The organism is Nitratidesulfovibrio sp. HK-II, from assembly GCF_003402415.2.
In the GTDB taxonomy this organism is placed as follows: Bacteria; Desulfobacterota; Desulfovibrionia; order Desulfovibrionales; family Desulfovibrionaceae; genus Cupidesulfovibrio.
Genome location: NZ_AP036014.1, coordinates 1,076,713 through 1,097,972, shown reverse-complemented (window position 1 = coordinate 1,097,972; position 21,260 = coordinate 1,076,713). Strand labels below are relative to the sequence as shown.

Annotated in this window: 14 protein-coding genes and 1 pseudogene; 4 read left to right on the top strand and 11 right to left on the bottom strand. The window is 68.0% G+C overall.

Features of this window, described 5'->3' with window-relative positions; all coding sequences use genetic code 11:
• Window positions 1-269 precede the first annotated feature (269 nt).
• From RVX_RS04405 to RVX_RS04380, 6 genes are all read right to left on the bottom strand, one after another.
• Entirely contained in the window at window positions 270-803 is a 534-nt protein-coding gene (locus tag RVX_RS04405; RefSeq protein ID WP_007523466.1) for a chemotaxis protein CheW, read from the bottom strand.
• Window positions 804-827: 24 nt separating this feature from the next.
• Window positions 828-2,807 (bottom strand): HAMP domain-containing methyl-accepting chemotaxis protein, encoded by a 1,980-nt coding sequence (locus tag RVX_RS04400; protein WP_116304888.1) that lies wholly within the window; start codon window positions 2,805-2,807, stop codon window positions 828-830.
• A gap of 218 nt (window positions 2,808-3,025) precedes the next feature.
• On the bottom strand, window positions 3,026-3,334 hold the full coding sequence (locus RVX_RS04395) for a hypothetical protein (RefSeq protein ID WP_230404371.1): 309 nt from the start codon (window positions 3,332-3,334) through the stop codon (window positions 3,026-3,028).
• Window positions 3,335-3,584: 250 nt separating this feature from the next.
• Window positions 3,585-4,013, bottom strand: coding sequence for a histidine kinase (locus RVX_RS04390; RefSeq protein WP_116304886.1), 429 nt, complete (start codon window positions 4,011-4,013; stop codon window positions 3,585-3,587).
• 376 nt (window positions 4,014-4,389) lie between these two features.
• Window positions 4,390-4,773: a dinitrogenase iron-molybdenum cofactor biosynthesis protein gene (locus RVX_RS04385; RefSeq protein ID WP_230404370.1), complete on the bottom strand. Its 384-nt coding sequence runs from the start codon at window positions 4,771-4,773 to the stop codon at window positions 4,390-4,392.
• An 88-nt stretch (window positions 4,774-4,861) separates the two neighbouring features.
• Window positions 4,862-6,427, bottom strand: coding sequence for a sigma-54 interaction domain-containing protein (locus RVX_RS04380; protein WP_230404367.1), 1,566 nt, complete (start codon window positions 6,425-6,427; stop codon window positions 4,862-4,864).
• Between the two features lie 340 nt (window positions 6,428-6,767).
• Here RVX_RS04380 and RVX_RS04375 point away from each other — a divergent pair, with 340 nt between their 5' ends.
• Window positions 6,768-8,420, top strand: coding sequence for a methyl-accepting chemotaxis protein (locus RVX_RS04375; RefSeq protein ID WP_116304884.1), 1,653 nt, complete (start codon window positions 6,768-6,770; stop codon window positions 8,418-8,420).
• Window positions 8,421-9,197: 777 nt separating this feature from the next.
• Here the strand turns inward: RVX_RS04375 and RVX_RS04370 are convergent.
• From RVX_RS04370 to RVX_RS04350, 5 genes and pseudogenes are all read right to left on the bottom strand, one after another.
• Window positions 9,198-9,917, bottom strand: a pseudogene (locus tag RVX_RS04370) (molybdopterin-guanine dinucleotide biosynthesis protein MobB); the annotation flags it as partial.
• 320 nt (window positions 9,918-10,237) lie between these two features.
• On the bottom strand, window positions 10,238-10,945 hold the full coding sequence (locus RVX_RS04365) for a 4Fe-4S dicluster domain-containing protein (RefSeq protein ID WP_116304882.1): 708 nt from the start codon (window positions 10,943-10,945) through the stop codon (window positions 10,238-10,240).
• Between the two features lie 2 nt (window positions 10,946-10,947).
• The gene (fdnG, locus tag RVX_RS04360) at window positions 10,948-13,974 is read right to left on the bottom strand and encodes a formate dehydrogenase-N subunit alpha (protein ID WP_116304881.1); all 3,027 of its coding nucleotides are present in this window, start codon (window positions 13,972-13,974) and stop codon (window positions 10,948-10,950) included.
• A gap of 799 nt (window positions 13,975-14,773) precedes the next feature.
• Window positions 14,774-15,652, bottom strand: coding sequence for a transposase (locus RVX_RS04355; RefSeq protein ID WP_116306338.1), 879 nt, complete (start codon window positions 15,650-15,652; stop codon window positions 14,774-14,776).
• A gap of 71 nt (window positions 15,653-15,723) precedes the next feature.
• Complete coding sequence (locus tag RVX_RS04350) at window positions 15,724-16,509, bottom strand: TlpA disulfide reductase family protein (protein WP_116304880.1); 786 nt, start codon at window positions 16,507-16,509, stop codon at window positions 15,724-15,726.
• 444 nt (window positions 16,510-16,953) lie between these two features.
• Here RVX_RS04350 and RVX_RS04345 point away from each other — a divergent pair, with 444 nt between their 5' ends.
• Genes RVX_RS04345 through RVX_RS04335 form a run of 3 tightly spaced genes read left to right on the top strand, consistent with a single transcriptional unit; the run spans window position 16,954 to window position 21,096 of the window.
• Window positions 16,954-18,294, top strand: a complete 1,341-nt coding sequence (locus RVX_RS04345; RefSeq protein WP_371682103.1) for an ABC transporter substrate-binding protein — start codon at window positions 16,954-16,956, stop codon at window positions 18,292-18,294.
• The gene (locus RVX_RS04340) at window positions 18,291-20,357 is read left to right on the top strand and encodes an ATP-binding protein (protein ID WP_116304879.1); all 2,067 of its coding nucleotides are present in this window, start codon (window positions 18,291-18,293) and stop codon (window positions 20,355-20,357) included. The genes RVX_RS04345 and RVX_RS04340 overlap by 4 nt, the downstream gene beginning before the upstream one ends.
• On the top strand, window positions 20,338-21,096 hold the full coding sequence (locus tag RVX_RS04335) for a response regulator (RefSeq protein WP_116304878.1): 759 nt from the start codon (window positions 20,338-20,340) through the stop codon (window positions 21,094-21,096). Before RVX_RS04340 ends, RVX_RS04335 begins: the two co-directional genes overlap by 20 nt.
• The last annotated feature ends 164 nt before the right edge of the window (window positions 21,097-21,260 follow it).

Sequence of the window (21,260 nt, the reverse complement as noted above, 5' to 3'; positions counted from 1 at the left end):
CGGCGGGTTGCGTGGCGTCTGTCGCGCTCACTGGCATGACTCCCGCGGCAAGCTGCTGCCGCACATTGTGAACGATACCCGATGCCGCCGCACGCCCGTTCCGGGTGTCGCGGGCTTCGGACCATACCCCCAAGGCTACCCGGAACACCGGGGCGACGCAAGGCCCACCCGCCGCGCCGCAGCGACGGAAAAGGCCGGGCGCATGCGCCCGGCCCCGTCGTGTCCTTTCCTTCCTGCTCCGGCCCGCCGCAGGCGGGCCGTTCAGGCGGCTACATGGCCGCGCCGTCGCCCGAAGCCACGGCGGCGGGCATGGCGTCCTCGCCCGGCAGCGTTCCGCCCACCGCCACGCCGCTGGCGGCCAGTTCCTCCACCGAGAAGATGCGGTTGCCGTCCAGGATGATCACGAAGCCGTCGTTGCGATGGCCCATGCCCCGGATGAAGTCCTGCCGCACGGCGGTACCCATGCGCGGCGCGGGCTCCACGGCGTCGGCCGGAATCTCGATGACCTCGCGCACCGAATCCACCAGCGCGCCGATGACGGCGGCCTCGCCCTCCAGCTCGGCCTCCACGATGATGATGCAGGTGTTCACGGTGTCCGCCACCGGGTCCATGCCGAACTTGCGCCGCAATTCCAGCACGGGCACGGCGCGGCCGCGCAGGTTGATGACCCCGCGCATGAACTCCGGCGTGCGGGGTATGCGCGTGATGGCGGTGAGTTCCAGCACCTCGCGCACGGTGCCGATGTCCAGCGCGAACACCTCTTCGCCAAGGGTGAAGGTAAGATACTGGCTGGTCTCGTACATGCTGCCTCCCGAAGGCGTCAGGCGCTAAAAGCGTTCAAACTCGCTGTCGTCCGCATCCGCGCCCATGTCCAGGGCGATGTTGCCGCCCTTGCCGGACACCGCCTTGCGCGGGGCCTGGGCGGCCACGGCGCGCGGGGCCGCTGCGGGCTGGGCGCGGCGCGGCGCGCGTACCGCGCCGCCGTCCATCGAGGCCACGCGGAAGCGCGAGACGGTGGCCTGCAACTGCTCGGCCTGACTGGAGAGCTCTTCGGACGTGGAGGCCATTTCCTCGGAGGCCGAGGCGTTCTGCTGAATGACCTGGTCGAGTTGGGCGATGGCCTTGTTGACCTGTTCCGCGCCCACGTTCTGCTCGTTGCTGGCGGCGGCGATTTCCTGCACCAGTTCGGCCGTGCGGCGGATGCCGGGCACCATCTTGGTCAGCATCTCGCCCGCCTGCTCTGCCACGGCCACGCTGGACGAGGAAAGGTCGCTGATCTCGGATGCGGCCTCGCCGCTGCGTTCGGCCAGCTTGCGCACCTCGGCCGCCACCACGGCGAAGCCCTTGCCGTGTTCCCCGGCTCGTGCCGCCTCGATGGCCGCGTTAAGGGCCAGCAGGTTGGTCTGGCGGGCGATTTCCTCGATGATGGAAATCTTGGCCGCGATGTCGCGCATGGCCCCCACCGTATCGCCCACGGCCTTGCCGCCCGCTTCCGCGTCGGTGGCGGCCTGCACGGCAATGGTTTCGGTCTGGCGGGCGTTTTCCATGTTCTGGCGGATGTTGGCGGCCATTTCCTCCATGGACGAGGAAATTTCCTCGATGGAAGCGGCCTGCTCGGTGGCCCCCTGCGACAGGGTTTCGGCCGAGGCGGAAAGCTCTTCGCTGCCCGAGGCCACGTTCTCCGCCCCGGCGCGCACCTCGGTGATCACCGAGACGAGGCCGTCCACCATGTCCTTCATGTCGGCGTACACGCCGCGCAGCCTTCCGCCGTCCGCGTCGAAGGACACGTCCAGGTCGCCCGCCGCGATGCGCCGGGTGACGGCGGCCAAAGCCGCCGGGTCCGCCCCCAGTTGGGCCATGACCACCCGGATCAGCAGCCAGGAAATGGCCACGCCCGCCACCACGGCCACCAGTGCGATGCCCCCGGTCAGCAGTTGGGCCTGCTCGTTGGACGCCTGCACGCGCGGGCCGATCTCGCGCTGCTCCGCCTCGTAGCTTTTTTGGATGGCATCGCTGGCCTCGGTGATGACTGGGGCCAGCTTGACCAGCCGGGTGTCATAGACTTCCTGTCGGCGAAAGCCCGCCTGGGCCATGGGCTCGAAGGCCGACGTGTACTGGCCGAACAGGGATTGCAGCTCCCGCGCATGCTCCCGCGCGCTCATGCCGCGCAGATCGGTCTGGAGGCGGCCGACGGCGCCAGCCGCGCTGGAGAGGCCAGCCTTGCCGAGATCGTACCACTTGCGGTCGGCGTCGGCCAGCAGTCGGGCAGTGGGCACCCGCGCCTCGAGTATGAGGCGCATGGCTTCTTCCACCTTGCCCCGTCCGGCAATGTCCCCTTCGCGCTCCGACGCTTCCGCCGCGCGCCGCGCCACATCCATGAGCTGCGGACCAAGCTGGCTCAAGCGGTCGGCCTCGGTCGCGCGGGCAACGGTCTGCTTGCGCAACTCATCCACGGCGGCGCCGTATTCCTTGAACGCATCAAGCATCACGCCAAGGTGCTTGCGGCGCTCCGGATTCTTGATGCTCTTCTCGGCCTCGTCCAGCCCCTTGGCCATTTCGGCGCGCGCTTCCTCGTAGGCGCGCAGCGCCGTCTCGGACGAGGTGTTCAGGTAGCTGACCACCCCAAGGCGCATCCTGAGCAGATCGGCCAGAATGCCCCCGCTCATCAGCGAACCGCGCGCGGTGCGCCGGTAATCGTCGAAGCCGGATGTGGCGTCGGACAACGCCTTGTAGGAAATGCCCCCCATCGCCACCAGCAGCACCAGAACAAGACCGAACCCCAGAATCAGCTTCTTGGCCAGCGTCATGTGTCTTCTCCCGTCCGGAACGTTCACGTCGTGGCGCCGCGTTCGGCCGCGCCCCCCAACCCGCGCTTCGCGGGCCGGCAAGCTGCCGTGCCCTCCGGCACTGTCGCGCCATGGCCCAGTCCGGCCCGCTTCTGCCCAGTTTGTCCAGCTCTGCCCTATTTCACCCAGAACAACCTAATCATGCCCCCGCCAGCGCAACATGATTTTCCCCGTATCGGTCAGGCGGGCGCAACGCCGCACAGCCTGGCCGCTATTCGCTCGGCCTGCGCCTCGTCGGGCGCGGCCAGCAATTCATCGAACAGCTCCCCCGGCAATACCGCCGGATCGTAGTCCAGCGTGAGCATGGAGGTGAAAACGTCGAAACGGGTTCCGCGCAGCCCCGGCCACGTTTCGGGCGTCAGGGCGCGCAGTTGCGTGGCGGACGGGTGGCGCAGGACGGCAAGGTCCACCTTCAGCCGCAACCGGCCTGGAGTATGATCGGCAATTTTCAGAAATTTCCTGAGGTCCGCGAGTACACGTGGATTCATATTTTGTTGCATTCTCCTGTCATGCCCGACCGTGCGGGCGCCCTACCCTACTCCCCAGTGGGCGCATGCGCAAGCGGATGCAGGAGAATGCCAGGCGTGCCCCCGCATGCGGGAGGCTATACGTCGCCACGCCGAGGTGCCGCTCTCGCCCCTGGATGACGGACGCGACGAAAAGCCGTGGGCCACGCCGTGCCGCGCGGCATTCCGGCGCGGCACGGCGTGGCGGGCGGCAAGACGCGCAGGCGCGGCGTCAGGATGGGTCGTGCGATCCGGGCGCGTCGCGGTCCGCGACCGACGGCGGGGGAACAAGGCGGCGGCGCTGCGCCACCGCGGCCACCTTGCGCAACATGCAGTCCATGTCGAACGGAATCAGGATGTCGTCGTCGACGCCGCGTTTCATGCACTGGATGGAAAGCCGCACCTGGTCCGGCCGGACCATCAGGATCACCCCCGCGTGGGGGGCCAGCCTGCGCGCGGAATCCAGCAGTCCCAGCGGGCAGGGCGGCCCTTCGGCGCAGCCGAACAGGAAAACGCTGAAGCCCCCCGTGGCCAGCAGGCGGCGCGCGTCGTCCGGCTCGGCCGCCACCACGCAGGCGCTGCCCCCGCCCCCCAGCAATTCGGCCACGTGCCGGGCGAAGGCGGTATCGGTATCGAACACCAGCACCGAGGTCATCCACATGGTGCACCGGCCTTTGGCCTGTCCGGCGAAGGGGAGCGGCCCGGCCCGGACGGGCCGGGGCCGGTTCCGGATATCGCTCCGCCAGGCAGAGGTTGGATATCTGGAAACAGTGATCACTCGCACCGATTGCGGCGACTCGTGAAATACATAGCAATCACTGTTCCAGCAATATTTCGCACAATGTGGCGGCATGTTGGAGAAGGTCAGACCGCACCGAGCAGGACTGGACGGGGTGCGAATAGCCGCAAGAACACGCACGATGCACCATTATGCAACATTTTGCGACACACACGGCGCACCGTGCGGGGGATGACCATCGAGACACCGCCAGCCCGGTCGCGCCCGACGCGGGGCCGGACGGGGTGCCGGACGGGCGCTACACCCCGCCCAGCACCGCGTCGGACCTGAGGGTGCCCGCCAGCAGCGCGCCGATGATGGCGTCGCGGCCGCCCACCACCCCGTCCAGCACGGTGATGCGCTTCCAGGTGAGATAGTCGTGGAATTCCTGTTCGATACCGCAGCAAACCACGGTGGTCACGTTCTCGGTCAGGATGATCCGGCACAGCTCCTCGGCCGAGGCATTGGCCAGCACCATGGTGCGCGAGCGAGCCAGCCCACCTTCGCCGTCGATGCGGCCCAGCCACGCCTCGGTGGCCCGGTCGAACCGGGGGGCCACCGCATCGCGGTGCAGGGCCACCAACACGTTGCCGCGCAGGGGCGGTGCCTTCGTTGTCCTGCTCCGGGGCGTTGCATCGCTCATTCCGCCACCTCCTCTGTCGCATCAGATGCGGATATGGCCGTCTCTGTTGAACCGCGCCTGAGCCCGCGTGCCTTCACCGGACCGGAGGTCATTGATCCAGCCCATGCTGGCGCATCTTGCGCCACAGCGTGGTGCGCGCCCAGCCCAGTTCGGCGGCTGCAGCGCCGCGCCGTCCCCGCGCCCGCACCAGCGCCTCCATGATCAGGCGGCGCTCCGCGTCTGCCCAGGTGCCCTCCGCGCCCGCGCCAACCGCCCCCATCGCGCCTGTTCCGGCCGCCTCGGTCCACGTGGCCTCTCCCACGCCGGGGGGCCTGCCGGACGCATCGCCAACGGGCGTGGCAGGGGATACGGCGCGGGGCACTTCCGCCCGGCCATCCGCCGAGGCCGTGCCCCTCGCTGGCCGACCGCCGCGCGCCTCGGCGTGGGCCTCGCCGCCCTCCTCCAGCAGATACCGGGGCAGATGCGGCAGGTCCACGTGGGTGTCCTGGCATACGTTAACACAATACTCCACGATGTTACGCAATTCCCGCACGTTGCCGGGGTAGGCATGGCGCAGCAGCACCTGCTCCGCCGCCGGGGTGAAGCCGGAGAGCCGCTTGCCGAACATGCCCGCGTACACCTTGAGGTAGTGCGCCAGAAACAGGGCCACGTCGTCGCCCCGCTCGCGCAGGGGCGGCAAGTGAAAACGCACCACGTTCAGGCGGTACAGCAGATCCTCGCGAAAGCGCCCTTCGCGCACCATGCCCCGCAGGTCCCGGTGGGTGGCGGCGATGATCCGCACGTCCACGTGCACCCCGCGCGTGGACCCCAGCGGGTGGATGATCTTGTCGTCCAGGAAGGTCAGCAGCTTGACCTGCAACGGCAAGGGCAGGTCACCCACCTCGGTGAGGAACAGCGTGCCGTTATGAGCCAGACGGAACCGGCCGGGCTTGTTCTCCGACGCCCCGGTGAAGGCCCCCTTCTGATGGCCGAACAGTTCCGATTCCAGCAGGCTTTCCGGCAGCGCGCCGCAGTTCACCTTGACGAACGGCCCCTTGGCCCGGTTGGAGGCGTTGTGCACCGCCTCGGCCAACAGGTCCTTGCCGGTGCCCGTCTCTCCGGTGACCAGCACCGAGGAATCGGTCTGCGCGATGCCCGGCAGCAGCCGGAACACCCGCTCCATCTCGGGGCTGTGCCCCAGCATGTCGCCGAAGCCCTGCGGCCATTCCGGCCGGGCCTCGGACGGACGGAACAGACGCAGGTCTTCCAGCGTCTCGAAATACCCTACCCGGCTGCCGTCGGCCCCGGTCAGCGCGCCGCAGGTCACCCGCACGGGGATGCGCGCCCGGTCGGCGTTGACGATGTCCGCCTCGCGCGCCACCGGGGCCACGGCGGCGGACGGCGACTTGTCCACCACGTCCAGCGGGCAGCCCACGGTGCACAGACTGCACCGGAACACGTACCGGCACGGCAGGTTCAGGGCCCGTTCGCGCGACATGGCCGTCAGCGCGCAGGCAGCCTGGTTCAGGAACACCACCCGCCGCTCGGCCGAAACCAACGCCAGCGGCAGGGGGATGCGGTCCAGCAGGGTGCGCGCCGCCACCGGGCGGTCGAACAGCCCCTGCAGCAGCGGCCACAACTCCGAAGCCATGCCTTCCCTTGTCGCAGTGGTCATTCCGCCCCCCCCTGCCCGCTTCAAACCGCCCGCGTGTCCGAAACGGCAGAACGATGCAAAACGTTGCAAAACTTTTCACAGCGGTAGCGCATTCCCCGGCCCAGGGCAAGGCAGGCAGCTCACACAATGGCCAACACGCTGAAATCAAACTGCAACATCGACATGTGAATTATGGAACGAAGCTTGCTCATATCGGATCAGCGACCCAAGGCGGGGTGAGCGCATACAGCACGATGCCATGCCGGTCGCCTCGAAGCCCCAGTACACCAGGCCCCGGCCATCGACACCCGTCGCCCGCAGCCACGCACCATCGCCCCCGCTTTCAAAGAGGAGCATACCCATGGGGATCAAAACCAGACTGTACCTGCTGCTTGCCTCCGTTCTCGTGGCCCTGGCCGCCATCGTGGCCGCCAGTTGGGTGGGATCGGCCAAGGTCGAGCACGCCCTGGAACTGCGCGCACTGGCCGTGGACGCCAACACGGAACTGTTGCAGGCCCGCAGGCAGGAAAAGAACTTCCTCATGCGCAAGGAACAGCAATGGGCGGACAAGACCCGCAAGCACATCGCCACCGTGGATTCGCTGCTCAAGCGCATCGCGGCGGCGGACCCCGGCAATGCCGCCATGTGCGACAAGGGCCGCTCAACACTTTCCCGCTACAACGCCTCGCTGGACGAGGTATTCAGGGTGGTTGCCGAAACCGACGCCATGATCCAGGCGGGCCGCGCCGTGGAACCGGCCCTGGCGGACATCCGCAAGGCCTATGAAGACAAGGCGGATGAACTCTCTGATCTGGTCAAGACGGTGAATACGGTCATCGAGATGGGCATGGGCGTTCTGATAACCCTGTTCGTGCTGGCGGTGATCTCTGGCATAACCCGTTCGCTGGCGGTGTTGCAGGCATTCTCGCGCGAGGTGGCGGCGGGCAGGCTGGACGCCACGGCGCAGGGCAACCTGCCGGGCGAGTTTGGCCTGCTGCGCGACGACCTCGCGGCCATGGTGGACCGGTTGAAGGAAACCCTGACCGACAGCGCGGCCAAGGGCGACGAGGCCCGCCACCAGGCCGAGCAGGCCCGCGCCGCCATGGACGCGGCCACCGCCCGCGAGCAGGAAGTGAGCGCGCTGGTGGAAACCATGCGCCGGGTGGCTGGCGAGGCCGCCGCCATCGCCGGAGACCTTACCGACGCCTCGCAGGAACTGGCCGCCCAGACCCAGCAGGTAAGCGCCGGGGCCGAGGTGCAACGCGCCCGCATGGCCGAAACCGCCACCGCCATGGACCAGATGAACGCCACGGTCATGGAGATCGCCCGCAACGCCACCCTGGCCGCCGACGCATCCAAGTCCACCCGCGAGGAGGCCCAGAAGGGCGCGCAGGTGGTGCAGACCGCCGGGCAGTCCATCTCGCGGGTGCATGAAATCGCCACCCGCCTGCGCGCGGACATGCAATCGCTGGGGCGCGACGCCGAATCCATCGGCGAGGTGATCAACGTCATCAACGAAATCGCCGACCAGACCAACCTGTTGGCGCTGAACGCCGCCATCGAGGCGGCCCGCGCCGGTGACGCCGGGCGCGGCTTCGCCGTGGTGGCCGACGAGGTCCGCAAGCTGGCGGAAAAGACCACCAACGCCACCAAGGAAGTGGAAACGCGCATCTCGGCCATCCAGACCGCCGCCCAGCGCAACGTGGGCAACATGGACACGGCCACCCAGGCCGTGGCCGACGCCACGGGCCTTGCCGAGGAATCGGGCGGGGCGCTGCGGCGCATCGTGGAATTCGCGGACAACACCGCCGGACAGGTGCAGTCCATCGCCGCCGCCAGCGAAGAGCAGTCGGCCGCGTCGGACCAGATCAGCCGGGCCGTGACCGAGGTGAACGACGTGGCCGCCGAATCGGCGCGGGGCATGGAGGCGGCCAGCGAGGCCGTGCGGGCGCTTGCCCTGATGGCCGAGCGCCTGCGTGCCATCATCCAGCAGATGGGCAGCGGACAGCGCTGACCCCCTCCCCCCTTCTTTTGCCTGGCAACGGCCAGGCGGCATCGAACAAACAAGCCGGGCGGACACGATCATGTGTCCGCCCGGCTTCATTTCATGGGGCAGGAGCACCATGGCGCGGCCCGCGCCGTCCCCGCCATGTCCCGAAAAAGGCAACAGGCCCGGTGCACGGGGCACCGGGCCTGTCCTGCGTCGTCGCGCCTGTTCCGCCACGGGCGGAACCGGGAACCGGCGGACGCGCACCGCCGTCGCGGAATGGTCCGGGACTGCCGACATGCCGGACCGCGCGGTGGGCGGATTCGCCGTGTGGAGGCAAGGCGATAGGAAAAATTCGCGTCGACTGCGCGGGGCGGGCAGGGAAGGCGACAGGGAGGAGAGGGGGGGCCAGGGGTGTGGGCGCCCTGGCCCCGCAGGGCAAGAGGGAGAACCGAACAGGCATGATCGGCGGGGCCGGGAGCACTGGCCCCGTTGTTCTCGTCTCTCAAAAGCGCCCCGGGCAGGGCGGCGGCCCGCTTTTCGGGGCGTGGGCACTCTCGTCTCCCCGCCGCCGCGCCATCCGGGCCGATACAGGACCGGCCACGGCAGTCGCTGCGGCGTGTGCCCGGCAGTTGCGCAAACTGTTCAACCAACCAGACACAATTCCTGATTAGTCGACTTCCCGGCAGGAGTCCAGCATTTCGCCACAGGTTTTCGTGATTTTTTTAGCGAACAAATGCTGCCCATTAGAGCATCTTTGCCACTATTTTCCGCAGGAGTGGCCACACGCTTTTCCGCCAATTCCTACTCCGCAAGGCGGATGACCACTTCCGCCCCCGGCGAATAGCCCTTCAGTTCCGCCAGCATGCCCTTCAGCGCACCGGACACGATGCGCGCCACGAAGGGGTTCAGCCCCAGTTGGTGCCCGTTCACCGTGACGGACAACGGCCCGTCCACGGAACAACAGTCGCCCGGCGCGGCCTGGTGGGCCACCACCATGCGGGCGAACCCGGCGCAGTCCTGCTGCCCGCACGCGCCGCAGTCCAACCCCGGCAACACGAAGCCGCGCTCCGTCACCAGTTCCGCCAGCGCGTCCACGCTGGCGGCGTCGAAACGGGGCAGCCCCTCTGCCTCCACCGCGCCGAAGGTGGCCAGGGCCAGCCCCCTGTCCAGCGCCTGCGCCTCGCCCGCCTCGCGCAGGCACAGTACGCGCGGCAGCCAGCCCAGGCTCTTGCCGCCCTCCACCAGCAGCACGTCGGCGCGCACCAGCGGCAGCAGGTCGGCCAGGTGCCGCCGGGTGGACCAGAACACCGCGCATTCCCCCTCGGCGATGCCGATGACCGTGCGGCCCGGCTTCATCAGGCGGGCGGTGTCGGTTTCCGCCTTGTCCAGGTTGTGGTGGGTGTGCTTGGCCACGGCCACGGTCAGGCCGCGCGCCTCCAGCGCGTCGGCCAGCAGCGCCGTGCAGGTGGTCTTGCCCGAATTCTTGAACCCGATGATGCTCACTGCCTTCACGGCGTCCTCCCTGTGGCTGGTGCGGTGCGGGGCGTGCGCCCCCTGCCCTCCTAACTGGTTTCATCCTAGCGTTGCCCCGGTTCCGGCACAAGCCGGAGCGGAAAAAAGGAACGCCGCCCGCACCCGCCATGGGTGGCAGGCACGGACGGCGCGGGATGCCGCCTTGCGCGACGACGGGCAACCATGTGCATGGTCGTCCGCGACGCCCGGCACGGGGGAAGGCGGGAAACCGCCCCCGCGCCCAAGGAGGCAGGGATGATAGGAAAACACAAGCCCGCCGCGCCTGTCCGAAGACCGGCGCGGCGGGTCTGGTCAATGCTCGTCTTCAGCTACGCACGCACCCGGAACAGCCTGGCGAACAGTTGCTTGCGGGTGAGCGGGCCGGATTCCAGTTCCGCCACGGCGTGCTCGAAGTAGCTCTTGGGGTCGCGCTGGAACAGGTACACCACGCGCACGTCGTTGGGGTCGCCCAGGACGGCCTTGGGGTACTTCTTCTTCACCTCGGCCAGGCGCTTTTCGGCCAGGGCGGACATTTCCGCCTCGTCGCCGAAGTTCATGCACCCGGTGGGGCAGGTTTTCACGCAGGCGGGCAGCAGGCCGTTCTGCACCCGGTCGTTGCACATGTCGCACTTGGACAGCAGGCCGGTGGCAGCGTCCTTGCGCGGGATGTCATACGGGCAGGCAGAGCGCACCATGTCGCCGTCCACCTTGGCGGTGAGCTCGGTGAACAGGACGGCCCCGGTGGCCTCGTCCTTCAGCACCGCGCCTTCCAGGTCCACGTCCGCCTGGCCCTTGCAGGGGGGCTCGACGCAGTGGCGGCACTGTTCGGGAAAGAACAGCCAGTCCATCTTCTTGTCGAACACGCCTTCCTCGAAGCGCACCGTCTTCAGGGTGACGTACGAGAGGTCCGGCGGGTTCTGGTGCGAACCGGTGTTGCGGGTTTCCTCGGCGGGCAGGTTCTTCCACTGCTTGCAGGCTATCTGGCAGCCGCGGCAGCCGGTGCAGCGGGTAAGGTCGATGAAGAACATCTTTCCCATGACTACTTACCTCCCACCTTGCGGATGTCGACCATGAACGCCTTGGTCTCGGGGATGCCGGTGTTCGGGTCGCCCGCCGACGGCGTGAGCAGGTTGGCCGTGTCGCCGCCGTTCCTGGGCACCATCCAGCCGTAGTGCCAGGGCAGGCCCACCATGTGGATCTCCGCGCCCATGACCTTGTAGGGCTTGATGCGCTCGGTGACGATGGCCACCGCCTCCAGCGAGCCGCGCAGGCTGGATACCTTGACACGGTCGCCGTTCTTGATGCCGCGCAGCTTGGCCAGTTCCTTGCTGACTTCGGCGAAGATCTCGGGCTCCGCCTCCACCAGCCACGCGCAGCGGCGGGTCATCAGGCCGGTCTGCCAGTGTTCGGTGACGCGGTAGGTGGTGCCGATGAAGGGGTACTTCGGATCGCACACCGCCGCCTTTTCGCCCTCGATCTTGAAGGCCACCGGGTTGTGCAGCTGCTTCGAGAACGGGTTCTTGGAAACCGGGCACTCCAGCGGTTCGTAGTGCTCGGGGAAGGGACCTTCCTCGCGGCCAGGGCCGTACAGCGCGCCGAAGCCGTGCGTCTGCATGATGAAGGGGTGCTTGGCGCCGGGGTCGCCGCCGCCGTCCACCACGTCGCCCACCCACTTGCCGTCCTTCCATTCGATGACGGCCTTGGCCGGGTTCCACGGCTTGCCGGTCTTGTCCACGGAGGCGCGGTTGTAGATGATGCGCCGGTTCACCGGCCAGCTGAACGACCAGTTGGGGAACAGGCCGATGCGCGCCTGCTCGGGGGTCTGCGCGGTGTCGCGGCGGGCCATCATGTTGCCCGCGTCGGTGAACGACCCGGCATGCAGCCAGTTGCCGGAACAGGTGGAGCCGTCCGCCGTCAGGAAGGCGAACGAGGGCACCTGCTGCCCGGCCTTGAACTGCTTGCCGCCCACTTCCACGTCCTTCAGGAAGTAGCCGTTCATGAGCTTGGCGGTCTTGGCCGGGGAGAACTCGTTGTGTTCCTCCCAGTCCTTGATGTTCAGCTTCAGGATGGGGTCGGCGTGCACGCCGCCTTCCTTGGCGTAGATGTCGCGGATCTTGTGCATCATCTCGAGCATGATGTCGCCGTCGGGCTTGGTTTCGCCCCAGGGCTTCGGCCCGCGATAGCGCCACTGCATCCAGCGGCCGGAGTTGGCCACCGAGCCTTCCTTCTCGATGGACACGGCGCACGGCAGGAAGAACACTTCCGTGCCGATTTCCTCGGGCTTCATGCCCGGGCCCTTCCAGAACGACGATGTTTCGTTCTCGAAGATGTTCACGTTCACCAGCCAGTCCAGCTTGCCCAGCGCGCGCCGGTTCTTGTTGGCATTGGCGCCGCCGCAGGCGGGGTTCATGCCCCAAGCGAAGCAGCCCTTCACGTCGCCCTTGTCCATCTTGTCGAAGATGTTCAGCCAGAAGTAGTAGGTGGCGGGCTTGGACGCATCGAGCTTGGGCATGATGTCGTAGGCGTCCGCCGGGGCAAGATCCGGGAACAGGGCCTTCAGGTAGCTGGCCATGTATTTGGGCCGGTTCTGCCACCAGTTCACGCTCATGGGATCTTTGGATTGCGGCGTGGCCGCGTTGTAGGCGTCGAGCGTAGAGGCCTTGGTGGTGGGCGTGGGGTTGTAGCCGGGCCAGATGTGGGACAGCAGGCCCTGGTCGGTGGACCCCTGCACGTTGGATTCGCCGCGCAGCGCGTTCACGCCGCCGCCCGCCACGCCGATGTTGCCCAGCAACAGCTGGATCATGGCCATGGCGCGGATGTTCTGCACGCCCACGGAGTGCTGCGTCCAGCCCATGGCGTACATGATGGTGCCCGCCTTGTCCGCCTTGCCCGTGGCCGCGTAGGCCTTGTAGACCTTCAGGATGAGGTCCTTGGGCGTGCCGGTGATGTCGGCCACCTTGTCCACGGTGTAGCGTTCGTAGTGCTTCTTCATCAGGTTGAAGACGCACCGGGGGTGCTTCAGCGACGGATCGCGCCTGGGCACGCCGTTCTCATCCAGTTCGAAGGCCCACTGCGACTTGTCGTACTTGCGCTTGTCCGCGTCGTAGCCGCTGAACAGGCCGTCCTTGAACGAGAACTTCTCGCCCACGATGAGCGAGGCGTTGGTGTACTCGCTCACGTACTCCTCGAAATACAGCTTGTTCTCGAGGATGTACTTGATGAGGCCGCCAAGGAAGGGGATGTCCGCGCCCGACCGGATGGGGGCGTAGATGTCGGCCTTGGCCGACGTGCGCGTGAAGCGCGGGTCCACGTGAATGACCGTGGCGCCCTTGTCCTGCGCGCGCAGCACCCACTTGAAGGAAATGGGGTGGTTTTCGGCAGCGTTGCTGCCCATGATCAACACACAATCACTGTTCGCAAGATCGTTCCAGTGATTCGTCATCGCGCCGCGACCGAACGACTCTGCCAGAGCCGGTACAGTGGGGCTGTGTCAGATCCGCGCCTGATGTTCGATGAACACCAGGCCGAGGCTTCTGAGGATGACCTGGTAGGCCCAGCATTCCTCGTTGTCCATGGCGGCGGAGCCGAACGAGGCGATGGCCTCCGTCCGGTTCACCTTTTCACCGGCCGCGTTGGCCAGTTGGAAGGATTCGTCGCGGGTCTTCTTGACGCGCTTGGCGATTTCGCTCAACGCCCAGTCCCATTCCACTTCCTTCCACTCGCCGCTGTTGGGCGCGCGGTACAGGGGCTTGGGCGAGCGGGCGTTGTTTTCACCCAGCTGGAAGATGGACGCGCCCTTGGGGCACAGCGAACCTTCGTTGATGGGATGGTCCGGGTCGCCTTCCACGTTGACGGCGCGGCCGTCACCATTCTTGGCGGTATGGACGATGAGCCCGCAGCCCACCGCACAGTAACAGCAGATCGAGGTGGTCTGCTTGGCCCACTGGAGTTTCTGGAGTTCGGCCCGCGCCACCGAGGGCGCAAGGCTGATCCCCAGCCCGCCGAACGCGCCCGCCAGGGTGGCGCCCGCGCTCAGCTTGAGAAATTGCCTGCGATTGACAGTCATCATGCCTCCTTGCGTACCGGATGCACCGTTGCCGCAAGAGCGCTGGGCCGGAGTGCGCCGTGGCGCGCCCGGCTCAGCGCCCTCTTGTTTCCCTGCCCAGTTCGATCTGCAGCGCGTAGCCCGCGCTGCGGCACGCACGCGCCGTAACGCGCCGCCACGCCGCATGCGGCCTGGCATCGCGCGGCCGCCGCACGGGGATCCATGCCAGCAGTCGGGCGTGCGATGCCGCAAGCCCCAGATCGTGTCCCAGGCCCGAGAACGGCAGCGGGGTCTCCCCCGGCACCTCATGTGTTGCAGGGTATGCGAACATGGTGGTCCCCTTTCCCTGTGGGCACGGCCACATGCCGCGCCCTGCCCCCTCCGCGCCGTTCCCGGCGGCGCAAACGGGACATCTTTCCTGTTAGAGCACGGTGTTAGGCGTGACTGTGCGGCGCATCAATGCCGTGTTTCCTGCGCACGGTCCTGCACCACGGCGCGTTTTTTTGTGCCGTCATTCGCGGCTGTTACATGATGTCAGAAAACATATAATTACGCTTTGACACCACACCACACTGCCCCAACCACCGCACCCCTCATCGCAACACACCGTAACCAATAAAAAAGCCCCGCCTCCAGAAATCCGGATGCGGGACAAAAAATCACGAGTCGGGTGCAAAAAAGGGACGTCTGGCCGGTACGCGTGGTGACGGCGGGGGTGTGGGTGGAATGCGGGGCACGGGGGCGGGGGCGGGGGCGGGAAGGACCGCCCGCCACCCACACGCAGGGGGCTGTCCCTCGGGTCAGTATCGCTCAGGGGGCTCTACCTGGCCTCGTCCATCTCCGGCACGTCGGGCACCATATCGCACAGGTAGCGCACCAGCGTGGCGAACAGGTTCTCCCGCCGGTGGTTGAAGCGGAATTCCAGTTCCTTCAGGTACAGCGGGAAACGCTGCGGCGACACGCCCTTGAAGGCCCGCAGCCGCCCTCCGGCGAATTTCCAGAACTCGCCCGGCGGTTCCGCCGGGCCGTCGGCCCGCCGCCGGATGTACTCGTAGGGCAGCGAATCATCGCCGCACAGCACCAGCGCGTCATAGTGGCGGTAGGGGGCGGTGTGCACCAGGTTGCCCGCCCGCTCGATGCGCAGGTGGAAATTGTGGTTGAAATGGAACACCGTCTCGGCGGACAGCCCGGACACAAGGTCGATGAACACCCACCCGTTGCGCTCCAGGATGCCGAACACCGGAATGGACATCTGTCCGCCGCCGCCCCTGGGTTCGCCCGTCAGCTTCTTGCCCTTCAGGTAGCTGCCAAGGCCGGTTTCCGGCCCCAGCAGTTGCCGGGCGTCGGGGGCGTGAGCCAGGATGGCGAAGCGCGCCGTGGTCACCGCCTTGTAGGCGGCGTTGTAGGAAAGGCCCAGTTCTGCGGCCAGGGTATGCACCGTGGCCTCGCCCGCGTACAGGTGCAGCAGGCGCAGCCAGGTCAGCGGCGTGAGGTTGCCGTTGTTGATCCAGCGGCCGGAAAAGGGATGGAAGGTGTATTTGCAGCCCGCGCAGCGCCAGCGCCCGGCCGACAGTTCGTACAGCCGCCCGCCGCCGCAGCGCGGACAGAAGCTGCGCCCGCCCGGCCAGCAATGGTCCAGCAGGTGGGCAAGGGCCGCCTCTTCCGAGGCCAGGCACGGCTCTTCATGCAGCGATTCCATATTCTTCTGGTAGCCCAAGTCACCCCGTGGGCGCAATGCGCCCCCGTCCTCGCGGCCGGCATGCCCCATGCTCACGGCAACGGCCCGGCCGCCGCCAGCACGCGGTCCAGAAATTGGGCCGGGGTGCCGGTGAGCGCGCCGGACAGGGTGAACAGCACGCGGAATCCGTCGGCCTCGCGCCGCACCACCCAGGTAAACGGCACCGGCAGGCCGCCAAGCTGGCCGTGCAGGGCCAGTTCCGGATCGGCGAACAGGGGAAAGACCAGCCCGTGCCGCTGGCGAAAGGACTGCACCAGGTTCCAGTCGTCCCCGGCGGCAATGCCCACCAGGCGCACCCGCCCGGCCAGCCCCCCCGGCCCGGCGGACGAAATGCGCGCGTCCAGCGCCCGCAGGGCCGGGGCTTCTTCCTGGCAGGGGGCGCAGAACCAGCTGTACAGGTTGACGATGAACACCTGGCCTCGCAGGTCGGACAGACGGAACATCTGGCCGCGGGCCGGGGTTTCTCCCGGCAGGGGCGCGGGCACGGCCACGTCCGCCCCTCCGTTCCAGCCCGCATCCGGCGACGGCATGGCAAGGGCGATGTCCGGAAAGGCCGCGCCCTCGGGCCATGCGTCCTGCGGCCCCGGCAGCACGGCGGCCTGGGGCGCGCCCTGGGGTGAGCCCGAAGGCACGGAAGACACGGCGGACGGCGAGGCGGCCTGCCCCCCATCGGCGGCGCGGACCAGGCTGGCGGCCAGCACCAGCAGGCAGGCCGCCACAGGCAGCCCGAAGCGGAACAGGGCGACCAGCCGTGCAGCCCCCCCTGCGCTCTTGCGTGGGGACGCACGCCCTGCATCGCGATAAGGAACGAAGGTCATCCGGGCTCCTGTGGGTGGGCGCGGCAAGAGGGGGCCGACGCCGGGCCACGTTCCGTGGCGCCATCAAAAAGTGTAGCCCCGCTCCGCATTCCTGACAACGGGGCGCGTGCAGCGCCACCGCCCAGCAACCGACACCCCGCGCCGGTTTTCGCGCCACGGCAGACATTTCGCCAGTCGTGCCCGCCGCTTTGCCCCCTTTGGACGCACGTCGCGCGCCCTTGAACTTTCCGCCGTCGTCAGGCTACAGTCCGCTCGGCGCGATATCGATCCGCCCGCACCACACGCAAGGGAGCAAGAGTGACCCCGCGCACCGCACCACCGCGCACCGCCCCCCGCTGCCCGGCCCACCAGCCCTCTTTGGCAAACGGAGCCCGGGCCACCGAGCCCATCGGGCTCACCGGAGGCATCCGGTCTGACGGGTTCGGGCCGCGCCGCCGCGCCACTTTGCGCCGCGCGCTGCTTCTGCCCGTGCTGCTCCTGCTGGCGCTGTGCCCCTTCCTTGCCGCCTGCAACACCGACAACCCGCGCCAACCGGACCACACCGGAACGCCCGGCGTCACCGACGACGCCATCCACCTCGCCTCGTCGCTAGCCCTCACCGGGCACGCCAGCTATCTTGGGGTGCAGACCCTGCGCGGCGCGCTGTCATACATCAACCACGTCAACGACACCGGCGGGGTGCATGGGCGGCGCATCCTGGTCACCGCCGCCGACGACGGCTACGACCCGCCCCGTTGCCTGACCAACACCCAGCGCTTTCTCATCGACGGCGACGTGTTCGCCCTGTTCAGCTACGTGGGCACGCCCACCACCATGCGCGTGCTGCCGCTGGTGGAGGAGGCGCGCATCCCGCTGGTGGGCATGTTCACCGGGGCCAACGGTCTGCGCGAGCCCTTCAACCGCTACGTGTTCAACGTGCGCGCCTCGTACTACCAGGAAACGGCGGCCGCCGTGCGCCACCTGGTGCGCGACCTGGGGCTGACGCGCATCGCCGTGTTCTACCAGTACGACGCCTACGGCTTCGACGGGCTGACCGGTACGGAAATAGCCCTGCGCGAACTGGGCCTGGCCCCGGTGGCGCGCGGCTCGTACGTGCGCGGCACCACCAAGGTGGAGGAAGGGCTGCGCCGCATCCTGGCATCCGACGCCCAGGCCGTGGTCATGGTGGGCACCTACGAGCCCTCGGCCCGGTTCATCCGGCTGGCGGAACAGGCGGGGCTGCACGCGGTGTTCCACTGCCTGTCGTTCACCGGGGCAGAGGAACTGGCCCGCCTGCTGGGCAACTCGCCGGTCAATCCGGTGATCATGTCGCAGGTGGTGCCCCCGCCCGGCGCGCGCGAAACCCCGGACCTGCTGGCCGCCGCCGCAGACTACGTGCAACTGCTGCGCCGCTACTTTCCCGACGAGGCCCCCAACACCATCGGTCTTGAGGGTTACGTCAACGCGCGCATCCTGGTGGAGGGGCTGCGCCGCGCCGGGCGCGACCTGACCCGCGAAGGCTTGGTGCAGGCGCTGGAATCGCTGCGCGACTACCCCCTGGGCGGCAGCACCTACGTGTCCTTCTCGCCCGAAAGCCGCCAGGGCATGAACCAGGTGTACTTCACCCGGCTGCAGGACGGCCGCTTCGACCTGATCCGCGATTTCCGCGAGGTGCGCCCCCTGCCCGTGGCCCTGTCCGGCCGGGCGGGCGGTCCCGCGCCGGAAGCCACGGCTCCCCAGCCCGAACAGGAACAGCCTGCGGAAGAACGATCCGCCGACGGGCGGCCAGCGGGGGCGCTGCCATGATCCTGCGCCGTTTCCAGCGCCTGGGGCTGCAACAGAAGTTCTTCATCACCATCCTGGTGGTCATCATGGCCATCAGCGGCACCATCGCCCTGCTGGCCCGGTGGATCCTGGTCTCCGGCCTGACGGCGGAACTGGAGCTGCGCGGGGCGGCCATCGCGCACAGCGTTGCCGCGCGCGGGGCGGGGTACATCCTGGACAACGACGCCGCGCAGCTCGTGGGGCTGATCTTCGACGAGGCCCAACTGCGCGAACGGCACCAGTTCATCGCCTACATCTTCGTCACCGACCCGCAAGGCGCGGTGCTGGCCCACACCTTCATCAAGCCCTTTCCCGAATACCTGCGCACGGCCAACCCCCTGGCCGACGGGGCGGCCAAGAGCGTGCAATTGGTGGACGTGTTCGGCATGTCGGCCTACGACATCGCCGTGCCGGTGAAGGAGGGGCTGTACCGCATCGGCGACGTGCACGTGGGCCTGAGCAAGGACCACATGGACAGCCTGGTGGGCAAGCTGCGGGTGACCTTTCTGGGGTTCATCACGGCGGTGGTGGTGATCACCTTCTTCATCAGCCATTACCTCGCCCGGTACATCACCGCGCCGGTCACGCGGCTGACGCGCATTTCCGACGATCTTTCACGCGGCAACTTCAACACCGCCGTGGACCTCGACGTGCCCGACGCGGGCTGGGACATCCACGACTGCCCGGCCTACAGCGACACCGACCTGCCGTGCTGGCACTTTGACGAGCAGCGCCGCGTGCGCCCCGCCCCCGACATACACGAGCCGGAAAAACTGCACCGCTGCGTCACCTGCGTGTTCTACCGCAAGCGCGGCGGCGACGAGGTGATCCAGCTGGCCGACTCGTTCCGCAACATGGTGTGGTCCATCCGGCTGTACCGCAAGCGGTTGCAGGAATCGGAGGGCAAGTACCGCTCGCTGTTCGACAGCGGGCCGGACCCCATCTTCGTGGTGGACTGCACCGACCTGCGCATTCTGGACGCCAACCCGCGCGCCGTGGAGATGTACGGCTACACCCGCGCGGAACTGAAGGGCCTGCCCCTCACCGTGCTGGGCGGCGACGCCGTGCGCGAGTGCAGCGCCGTGTTCGACACCGTGTTCGACGGGGGCGACGCGGCGGGCGGCTGCCTGAACATTCCCAAGGCCATGCAGGTGCGCAAGGACGGCAGCGTGTTCCACGTCAATCTGCACGCCTGCCCCATCAGCTATCGCGGGCGGCCCGCCATCATCGTGTCCACCACCGACATCACCGAAATGATGGACAAGGACGCCCAGATCATCCAGGCGGCCAAGATGAAGTCGCTGGGCGAAATGTCCGCCGGGGTGGCCCACGAACTGAACCAGCCGCTCAACGCCATCCGCATGGGCAGCGACTTTCTGTCGCTGGTCATCGAGCAGGGGCTGCCGGTGCCGCAGTCGCGCCTGCACGAGGTGGCGCGCGACATCTGCACCCAGGTGGACCGCGCCACGGAGATCATCAACACCCTGCGCTCCTTCGGCCGCAAGTCCGATTCGGTCATCGAGCCGCTGGACATCAACCGGCCCACCCGCGCCGTGCTGCCGCTGGTGGAGCGCCAGTTCCTGCTCCAGAACGTGGAGGTGAAGCTGGACCTGGCCGAGGGCCTGCCCCCGGTGCGCGCGCACGAGAACCGCTTGCAGCAGGTGTTCTTCAACCTGGTGACCAACGCGCGCGACGCCATCCTGGACCGGGCCCGCACCGACGGGGGCCTGCGCGGAGTGATCACCATCTCCACGCGGGCCGAGGGCGATACCGTGGTGGCCACCGTGGCCGACAACGGCGCGGGCATTCCCGAAGCCCTGCGCGACCAGATATTCCAACCGTTTTTCACCACCAAGGTCACGGGCCAGGGCATGGGCCTGGGGCTCGCCATCGTGTACGGCATCGTGCGCGACTACGGCGGCGACATCCGCATCGAAAGCACAGAGGGCAAGGGCACCGCGTTCCACGTGCGCCTGCCCGCCCACCGCGATACCCCGCCCCACGGCGGGAAGAAGGACGACAGCCATGCGCATTCTGGTGATTGACGACGAGGTGCCCACCCTGAAGATGTTCGGCCTGTTGCTGGAGGCGCTGGGGCATGAGCCCATCGCGGCCGAATCCGGCGAGGAAGGGTTGATCCGCTTCGACCGCGAGCGCCCCGACGTGGTGCTGACCGACATCAAGATGCCTGGCATCGACGGCATGGACGTGCTGCGCGCCCTGAAGGAGGCCGATCCGCGCATCGAGGTCATCGTCATCACCGGCCACGGCGACACCGAACTGGCCATAGAATCGCTGCACCTGGACGCCACCGACTTCATCAACAAGCCGGTGCGGCGCGAGGCGCTGGAACACGCCCTGGCCCGGGCCGAGGAACGCATCCGCCTCAAGCGCGCCAAGGAAGAGGAAATCCGCCTGGTGGCCGGGCCGGGAATCGCGAATACCGACGCCGCGCAGGACGGCGGGGACGCGGGCGCGGCGGCACTGGACAAAGCCGCCGTGGTGCGCATTCGCGGCACGGTGAACAGCCCGGCCGAACCGGTGCTGCGCCACGTGTTCGAAGAGGCGCTGCTGACCGGCGCGCCCACCGTGGTGCTGGACTTCGAGCCTTCCGTGTCGGTGAACGGCGCGGGCATCGCCGTGCTGGCGGAACTGGTGCGCCACGCCAGCAGCCTGGGGCGCGCCGTGCGCATCACCGGGGTTTCCCCCAATCTGTCCACCGTGTTCGACGTGGTGGGCATTGCCCGCAACGCCACGGTGGACGTGGCCCGGACCATGGAATAGGCGAAGCCCCGCAGCCGCCGCGACCATCTTTTGCCGCGCGCGCCGCACAGGCCCGCGCGGCGCGTTTTCAGGCCCTTTCCGCCCCTCTGGACAGCCCCCCTGCCCGGCGCTAGATAGGCGCAAAGGGCCACCGCCAGCGCACGCGTCGGCGGGTGCGCAGTTGC

What these genes read in the sequence shown, in the direction of transcription:
- RVX_RS04405 (WP_007523466.1), bottom strand. Translation starts at nt 803, where the DNA reads ATGTACGAGACCAGCCAGTATCTTACCTTCACCCTTGGCGAAGAGGTG.
- RVX_RS04400 (WP_116304888.1), bottom strand. Translation starts at nt 2,807, where the DNA reads ATGACGCTGGCCAAGAAGCTGATTCTGGGGTTCGGTCTTGTTCTGGTG.
- RVX_RS04395 (WP_230404371.1), bottom strand. Translation starts at nt 3,334, where the DNA reads ATGAATCCACGTGTACTCGCGGACCTCAGGAAATTTCTGAAAATTGCC.
- RVX_RS04390 (WP_116304886.1), bottom strand. Translation starts at nt 4,013, where the DNA reads ATGTGGATGACCTCGGTGCTGGTGTTCGATACCGATACCGCCTTCGCC.
- RVX_RS04385 (WP_230404370.1), bottom strand. Translation starts at nt 4,773, where the DNA reads ATGAGCGATGCAACGCCCCGGAGCAGGACAACGAAGGCACCGCCCCTG.
- RVX_RS04380 (WP_230404367.1), bottom strand. Translation starts at nt 6,427, where the DNA reads ATGACCACTGCGACAAGGGAAGGCATGGCTTCGGAGTTGTGGCCGCTG.
- RVX_RS04375 (WP_116304884.1), top strand. Translation starts at nt 6,768, where the DNA reads ATGGGGATCAAAACCAGACTGTACCTGCTGCTTGCCTCCGTTCTCGTG.
- RVX_RS04365 (WP_116304882.1), bottom strand. Translation starts at nt 10,945, where the DNA reads ATGGGAAAGATGTTCTTCATCGACCTTACCCGCTGCACCGGCTGCCGC.
- RVX_RS04355 (WP_116306338.1), bottom strand. Translation starts at nt 15,652, where the DNA reads ATGGAATCGCTGCATGAAGAGCCGTGCCTGGCCTCGGAAGAGGCGGCC.
- RVX_RS04350 (WP_116304880.1), bottom strand. Translation starts at nt 16,509, where the DNA reads ATGACCTTCGTTCCTTATCGCGATGCAGGGCGTGCGTCCCCACGCAAG.
- RVX_RS04340 (WP_116304879.1), top strand. Translation starts at nt 18,291, where the DNA reads ATGATCCTGCGCCGTTTCCAGCGCCTGGGGCTGCAACAGAAGTTCTTC.
- RVX_RS04335 (WP_116304878.1), top strand. Translation starts at nt 20,338, where the DNA reads ATGCGCATTCTGGTGATTGACGACGAGGTGCCCACCCTGAAGATGTTC.